Below are 6,979 nucleotides of genomic sequence, written 5' to 3' on the forward strand. Positions count from 1 at the left end.
GGAAAAAATTGGGTTCTATCAAATACTATTTATGAGAAAACCAAGTGACTTTTAAACAACATTGGGAAAAATCAGACCAACAGTTCCAACCATCTGCTAACATGATAGAAACGATGGTCAAACTTGCCTTTCCTACCCAAAAACGTTCATCTTTTAAAATCATTTCTGGAGGTTGCGCCAATTTGAATATTCACATTCAATTGGCTTGCAAAGACGAGCCTTCTTTTATTTTACGCATCTATTTGCGTGATAAAGAGGCAGCCTATCGTGAACAAAAACTAGGTATGCTTTTAAAACATACCATTCCTGTTCCTCAAATTTATTTTATCGGCCATTATGAAGATTATCCGTTTGCAATGGCCAAATACCTCCCAGGTATCACTTTAAGAGACTTGCTGTTAACACCCCATCAGTCTTACGACTTAAGTACCGTCATGTTTGAAGCCGGAAGCCTGCTTGCTGAAATTCAATCCCATCAATTTTCCGAAGCCGGCTTTTTTGATAAAACATTAAATATTATTCAACCGGCATCACAACATGGCTATGGAGAATTTGCCCAACAATGTTTAAAAAATCCAATGGTCATGGACACGTTGAGTCCTGAAATTATAACCACCATCAGCCATTGCCTTGAACACTTAAAATCATTCTTCCCCGATGAAAGCGAGAAACATTTGGTTCATGGTGACTATGATCCTGCCAATATTCTGGTTATCAAAACCAATCATGAATGGCAAATCTCCGGGATTTTAGATTGGGAATTTTCATTTGCCGGTTCCCCGCTTTTTGACGTCGCCAACATGCTGCGTTATGCCCATCAGATGCCTAAAGCATTTGAAGACTCCTTTCTCCAGGGATTAACGTCAAAATACACGTTACCTAAACATTGGCGTATCACCATTCACCTGCTTAACCTGATATCGCTATTGGATTGCCTTACACGCTGCCCGAGAGGAGAACGACCCAATCAATGCAAGGATATTCGTTTATTAATTGAACATATCATGAACGAGTTACACCATAAATTCATGGCTTAATCTCATGATCATTACGGTGATAATAGCCGTTTATGCCATCCATCTGAAACATAGGTGTACTCAACAACATCCGATAATTCATCAGTACGATAGGCATAAAACACCATCCTCAAAGGCTTTATTCTAAAGCCACAGTAAAATTCATTCATGGGTAATGAAGCGCTCACATATTGGACGTCACATTGTTTTCTTTTATCTTCTAGCATTTGTTTATTAGCAATGGGCTGAGCAGAGGTAGGAGCATAACTGTAAAATCTGACTTGTGCTTCTCGAGGATAACGTTGCCAATAATATTGATTTTCAGCCTCTTCCAGCGTCTTAACTGTCCCTTCAATCATGACTTGCCGTTGCAACAACTCAAACCAAAATATCATTGAAGCGACTGGATTCTGGCTCAATTCAACCACTTTCCTCGTTCCTGTTTGCGTGAAAAATAGCAATCCTTCAGGATTAATTTCACGGATAGCCACCACCCGGCTGTGAGGAATAGCTTCTTTGGTAGCCGTACACAGAACCGCTTGTTGCGGATTAGGTGCTCCAAAATCACGTTCATCCTGGAGCCATTCATTTAAAAGTTCAATGGGTTTTATCATATAGAGTCGTTCTTATTATTCATTTTCGTAGGTGCACGCATTCGCTTTTACAAAACTTGAATGACATGATAAAACTTCAGAAACCTGCATTGTTTTTACAAATTGTCCATCCAATATGGCAGAAGCTTTGCTTGATAATGTTTCGGAAATTAACGAATGCAATTTCATTAAAGTCCGATTCTTGCTTTTTAAGGCCAAACACGTCTCTTTTTCATCCGTTAAGAAACTAATTTCATGTAAAATTCTCTCATGCGCGAAAGTATCCACTGTTTTAAGGCTGGGCATTTTTCTTTCAATTTCATGAAGTAATGCCAATTTTCTGATTTTTCTAGCTTTAAACAACCGTTGTTCCAACCTATCCATCAATTCTTTCTGCTCATAAGAATTACCGCTGCAAGTAATACGCACAAAACCACTATTCTTTGACAATCCAAAATAAGACAAAGGAGCGACCATGACAGCCTCTTTAAATAGTAAATAATAAGCTATGTCTTCACCGGTCTGAACGATACCACGTTTTTGTAATGCTCTTTCCGCTTCTTTAGGCAATTCCAAACCGAACAAATCACTAAAATCACCTAACGCATAAAAAGTAGCTTCCACATGATAGAATGGGCAAGGCATTGCAGCCCCCATTGCCTGCAAACGTTTCATGACATAGCCTACTTTCTTTTCATAAAATGCGGACAGTTTTTTTCGTTCATTCCTATCGAAATTTGCCATTGTTTGAGCATAAGCCATTTGGGCGGAGCGCGGGGCATGAATAAAGTAACTTATATTTTTATGAAGAAGCTCATTTAGAAGTGTTTTCTCAAATACTAAAATAATAGCCATACGCTCACCTGCAGCGGACAATGCTTTTGTTGCCGAGCGTAGGATAATGGTTCTTTCTTTTAAATCAGGTGCTATCTTTAAAAAAGAAGGCATTTCTACGTAACACATCTCAGCATAGGCCTCATCAAAAATGATGTGCAAGCTTGGATAGCGACGCAAAACAGCAACTATCTTCTTCAGCTCTCCTTCATCAATGACATTTCCCAATGGATTAGACGGATTACATATTAAAATGGCCCTTGGCCATCCTTGGTCGATTTCTGCCAATCGATAAGCCTCTTTGATGCTTGTTTCAATTGCTCGCGCTGTGAGTTTATAGCCTGACTGTTGCATCACATCCACAGCATGCAAACGGTGCAATGGATTATTGGAATAAGCACTATAATGAGGAAAAGGAGTAATGATTCGATAACCTGCTGGTTCTGCATACAAAGCATTAAACGTTTCAAAAATGACACGTAGCGCCCCTATTCCACCAACAGTAAAAAGAACGTGTTCTGATTTAATGTCCGACTCATACCAGCTTGACATTGCTTCAGCCATCAAGACTCTCGACGATTTGTCTCCCTGAGGATCACCGTAATCGATGGCCGAGTTTTCTTGCATTTCTTCAGGATTTAGAAACCATTTTGTGGCTAACTCATCCATTTTTTGCCAATAGGACTTATAAGACGCAATGGTATGGGAATTAAGAGGATAAGTCGGTTTTCCGAGTCCGGCAAAAATCATTTTCTTTTCTTTTAATGAGTCTTGCAATGCAATTTCTTCATTCAGGGTATTTGCCCACATGGCAAGTAACATCACTTTTTCTATCTTATCAGCAGACAGTCCATTTGGAGTGAGCATAATAATTCCCATTTCATGATTAAACAATGTCTTTTATGAGCAAAAATTATACCATCCCATATCAGAACAGATCAAGTTACTACCCAGCTCATTATGAGAATAGAATTTTAAAAAAATCTGTCATGTGAATTAATGAGAAAAATTTCCTTAAAAAACATGATATGTTGAAACCATTTAACTATGCTTTAAATAGGAAACTTGAAACATTCGATATATGAATAAAACTAAAAAAACAAAATCCGGAGCCATTATCCCGGCAACCAATTCTGAATTAATAAGAAAATTGAAACACACGATTAGAAAACAAGACACTCAAATCTTTCAGTTAAAAAATCTGATTGATGCACTTCCGGGCGATGTTTATTGGAAAGATGTTCAAGGAATATGGCGCGGGATGAATAAACGATGCGCTCAAAGTCTACAGCGCATGGGTTTTATTAAACAAGGTGATGAGTCAGAAGTCCTCGGAAAAACAGATTATCAACTGTTTGATAAAAAAACGGCGGATGGTTATAGAAAAAATGACTTGGAAGTCATAGAAAAGAAAATTGAAGTTACCCGAGAAGAAATAACTCAGCTACCATCCGGTGAACAAATCATCTTACTTTCAACAAAAAGACCTTTTCTAGATAAAAAGGGAAATATTATTGGCATTATTGGTAATACAATCGATATTTCATATTTAAAACAAATTGAAATGGCTCTTAAAAGAGCGAAAGAAGCCGCCGAAGCCGCAAGCCATGCCAAAACCGAATTCATTGCCAACATGAGCCATGATATTCGTACTCCATTAAGTGGTGTAGTTGGGATGTCTGAGATATTACTGGAAAACATCACAAGCCTAGAACAGAAGCAATATGCTCAATGGATTCATGAGAGTGGTGCTCAACTACTTAAATTACTTAATAGTATTCTAGATATCGTATCCGCTGACAATCTCCATGAACAAGATATTCATATTGAAACATTTGATTTACGTCAATGTATTGAGGATCTGATTCATTTGGAGAAACCTTCTGCTCAATTAAAAAAACTGGAGTTTATCGCCCACCTGGATACTGCCATTCCACAATATCTGAAAAGTGATCGTAATAAGCTTCATCGAATTTTATTAAATCTCTTAGGCAATGCCATTAAATTCACAGACAACGGCTCTATAACCATTGTTGTCAAACTTATTTCTCTAGAAAAAGACCAGGCTCTCATTCATTTTGCCGTTACCGATACTGGCATTGGCATCCCGAAAGACCAGCAAGATAAGGTATTCGATCGCTTTCATCGCATCAATCCATCCTATAAAGGAATTTATACCGGCCACGGCGTAGGCTTACATATTGCTCAAGCTTATGTCCGTCTGCTCGGTAGTGAGATACAACTAACCAGTGAACTTGGGGTAGGAACCACCTTCTCTTTTGATTTATTGATGTCGCTTGGCGTTGATAAAGATATGATTCAACTCTCCCCTGCTTTTGCTGCCACACCTTCTGCTGAGCAAGAGCAGACGGACGCTTCTGACCCTAAATCCACTCAACCAATAGATGCCTACATACCTCGGCTTTTACTGGTGGAAGACAACCACATCTCCCTTAAAATGCTTGAAAATTACGTTGCCAAATACCATTGCCATTTCCTATCTGTCTCCAACGCCGAACAGGCATTGCAATTGGCTCAGTCACAAGAATTTGACTTAATCATCACAGACATTGGCCTGCCAGGAATGTCGGGTGATGAACTGGCAAGGCAAATTCGCAATATCAATATAGAATGTAACAAGAAAAATCCTATTCCTATCATCGGACTCACTGCACACGCCGATGAAGATATAAAAGCCTCATGCCGTAAGGCTGGTATGAATGATGTATTCAGCAAACCCATTAACCTCAATCAGATGAACGCCATTCTAGATACATATTTCCCCTCAAAATCCACCATATCTACAGAAATAACCGAAAGCACTACAGGATCCTACGGCAAATTAGGCCTTGATTTACCCGATACTGAAGAAGAGCTCTTTATGCTCGATGACTTTCCATTACTGGATATAGACAGCGCTATAAAAAGCATGGGTAGTAAAGACATCATGCGTGACATCCTGAAACTCATGATATCTGAAGAAATACAACACGACATTCACAGCCTTGAAAAAGCACATGAAAGAAAAGACTGGGAAACCGTCGAAAAACTCGCCCATAAAATGAAAGGCGGCGCCATCTATATCGGAACCGTAAAAATGAAATACGCCTGCCAATATTTGGAACGCTACCACAAAGCAGGCCACCACAAGTTATTAGAACCTCTCTACCAGCAACTTATTAATGTCGTTTACGATACCCAGAAATATATTGGTGAGTGGATTGAATAAAATATGTTAAAATCAAAATGCTATGCAAACTTTGATTGATAAAAAACAACTGAAGATAATATTTGCAAACTAAATTCGACTTGACAGACACTTCCTGAATATTGGCTACTGCCAAGTCGAGTTTAAACGACTACGTTCTAAGCATTAGTAGCAGTACAGTATAAACATTTTGCACCATTAATGGCCATATTAATATACACTTGGTTTTTCAGTGGACTACTCGCATTAATAGTACAATTTATAACACCAGTAAAAGGTGTACCACCACAATTTGGTGCACCAATAAGCTGTACTTTAGTAAGCGTGCTTCCCAAGCCCCCGAATAATGGAATTACCGTTGATTTATCTCCAGCCAAAAATGTCTGCTCAACATACCCACTACTAGGTCCAACATACTGAAGTTTTAATTGCCCACAATAGTTAGTTGCGTTACGAATATGAACATTTGTACCTGCAATTGCTATATTTGTAATTCCTACTAATAAAGCAATCACGAATATGATTCTTATATTTATTTTTTTCATTATATTTCTCACTTACATAGTTTATAGCCTAATTCCTTAAACAATCATGCTCCCCAACAGGGGGCATTTTCTCTTAAATCATTCAAAATAAAAAGAACTAAATATATAATTTTTGAAAGTATGTGGGCCTATAATTTCTTTACTTTAATTTTAACTCTATTGAAGTAACTTGTTGTCATAGTCAATATTACACGACGAAAATAGTAAGATAATATGGATTTTACTTTTATTCCTTGTCGGAAGGATGCTTAATTAGCCGTTTATATATGTCATCATAATTGATAATTTTACCTATTGATTGCGCAATTATAATAGTCATGGTCTTATGAATACTTTGCGTATATTTTGTTGACTCAACCTCAATAGCAGCAGAAGCCTGTGGTATAAAATAAGTTGTTAATCCACTTTGTAACATAGGTATCATTCCTGCTGGCCTATTAATAATACACATATTCGAAGAAAACCCCATATATATCAAATTTTTAATACCTGAATCGGAAAATAATTTATAGGCTTTATCGATTGTATTGTAGTCATTCCAATAATAAATCTTAACTTTGGGATTATGACGTGGTCAAACAAATTGCGACACACCAGTTAAGCAACCATTTTTAACAACCCTCTTTCCTTTTCAAATTGATTAGGGCTTTTATAACCAATCGTTGAATGAAGCCGAAAATCATTATAAAAAACCGTGATGTAATTTAGTACATCTCGATGTGCTTCAGAACGCGTCTGATAATGTTTCCATTGCACTCGTTCTTGCTTCAAGCTGCCAAAAAA

6 protein-coding genes are annotated in these 6,979 nt (G+C 37.7%); 2 read left to right on the forward strand and 4 right to left on the reverse strand.

What is annotated here, in order from left to right; all coding sequences use genetic code 11:
- Window positions 1-44 precede the first annotated feature (44 nt).
- The gene (locus tag E1O52_RS11385; protein ID WP_133128832.1) at window positions 45-1,037 is read left to right on the forward strand and encodes a phosphotransferase family protein; all 993 of its coding nucleotides are present in this window, start codon (window positions 45-47) and stop codon (window positions 1,035-1,037) included.
- A gap of 11 nt (window positions 1,038-1,048) precedes the next feature.
- On the opposite strand, the gene E1O52_RS11390 is transcribed toward E1O52_RS11385, so the two are convergent.
- Entirely contained in the window at window positions 1,049-1,630 is a 582-nt protein-coding gene (locus tag E1O52_RS11390) for a pyridoxine/pyridoxamine 5'-phosphate oxidase (protein ID WP_133128833.1), read from the reverse strand.
- Between the two features lie 15 nt (window positions 1,631-1,645).
- Window positions 1,646-3,310, reverse strand: a complete 1,665-nt coding sequence (locus tag E1O52_RS11395; RefSeq protein WP_133128834.1) for a pyridoxal phosphate-dependent aminotransferase — start codon at window positions 3,308-3,310, stop codon at window positions 1,646-1,648.
- Window positions 3,311-3,524: 214 nt separating this feature from the next.
- Here E1O52_RS11395 and E1O52_RS11400 point away from each other — a divergent pair, with 214 nt between their 5' ends.
- A complete protein-coding gene (locus E1O52_RS11400) occupies window positions 3,525-5,672 on the forward strand; it encodes an ATP-binding protein (protein ID WP_133128835.1) in 2,148 nt (715 codons plus the stop codon).
- A 137-nt stretch (window positions 5,673-5,809) separates the two neighbouring features.
- Here the strand turns inward: E1O52_RS11400 and E1O52_RS11405 are convergent, their stop codons facing one another.
- Window positions 5,810-6,196 (reverse strand): hypothetical protein, encoded by a 387-nt coding sequence (locus E1O52_RS11405; protein WP_133128836.1) that lies wholly within the window; start codon window positions 6,194-6,196, stop codon window positions 5,810-5,812.
- A gap of 597 nt (window positions 6,197-6,793) precedes the next feature.
- Window positions 6,794-6,979 (reverse strand): IS3 family transposase (locus E1O52_RS11415; RefSeq protein WP_165474738.1); only part of this gene is annotated, 186 nt, incomplete at its 5' end.

This window comes from Legionella nagasakiensis (genome assembly GCF_900639915.1).
Lineage (GTDB): Bacteria > Pseudomonadota > Gammaproteobacteria > Legionellales > Legionellaceae > Legionella_A > Legionella_A nagasakiensis.

Bases quoted from the DNA above. Each gene is read 5' to 3' on its own strand.
- E1O52_RS11390 (WP_133128833.1), bottom strand. From the start codon at position 1,630: ATGATAAAACCCATTGAACTTTTAAATGAATGGCTCCAGGATGAACGT.
- E1O52_RS11395 (WP_133128834.1), bottom strand. From the start codon at position 3,310: ATGCTCACTCCAAATGGACTGTCTGCTGATAAGATAGAAAAAGTGATG.
- E1O52_RS11400 (WP_133128835.1), top strand. From the start codon at position 3,525: ATGAATAAAACTAAAAAAACAAAATCCGGAGCCATTATCCCGGCAACC.
- E1O52_RS11405 (WP_133128836.1), bottom strand. From the start codon at position 6,196: ATGAAAAAAATAAATATAAGAATCATATTCGTGATTGCTTTATTAGTA.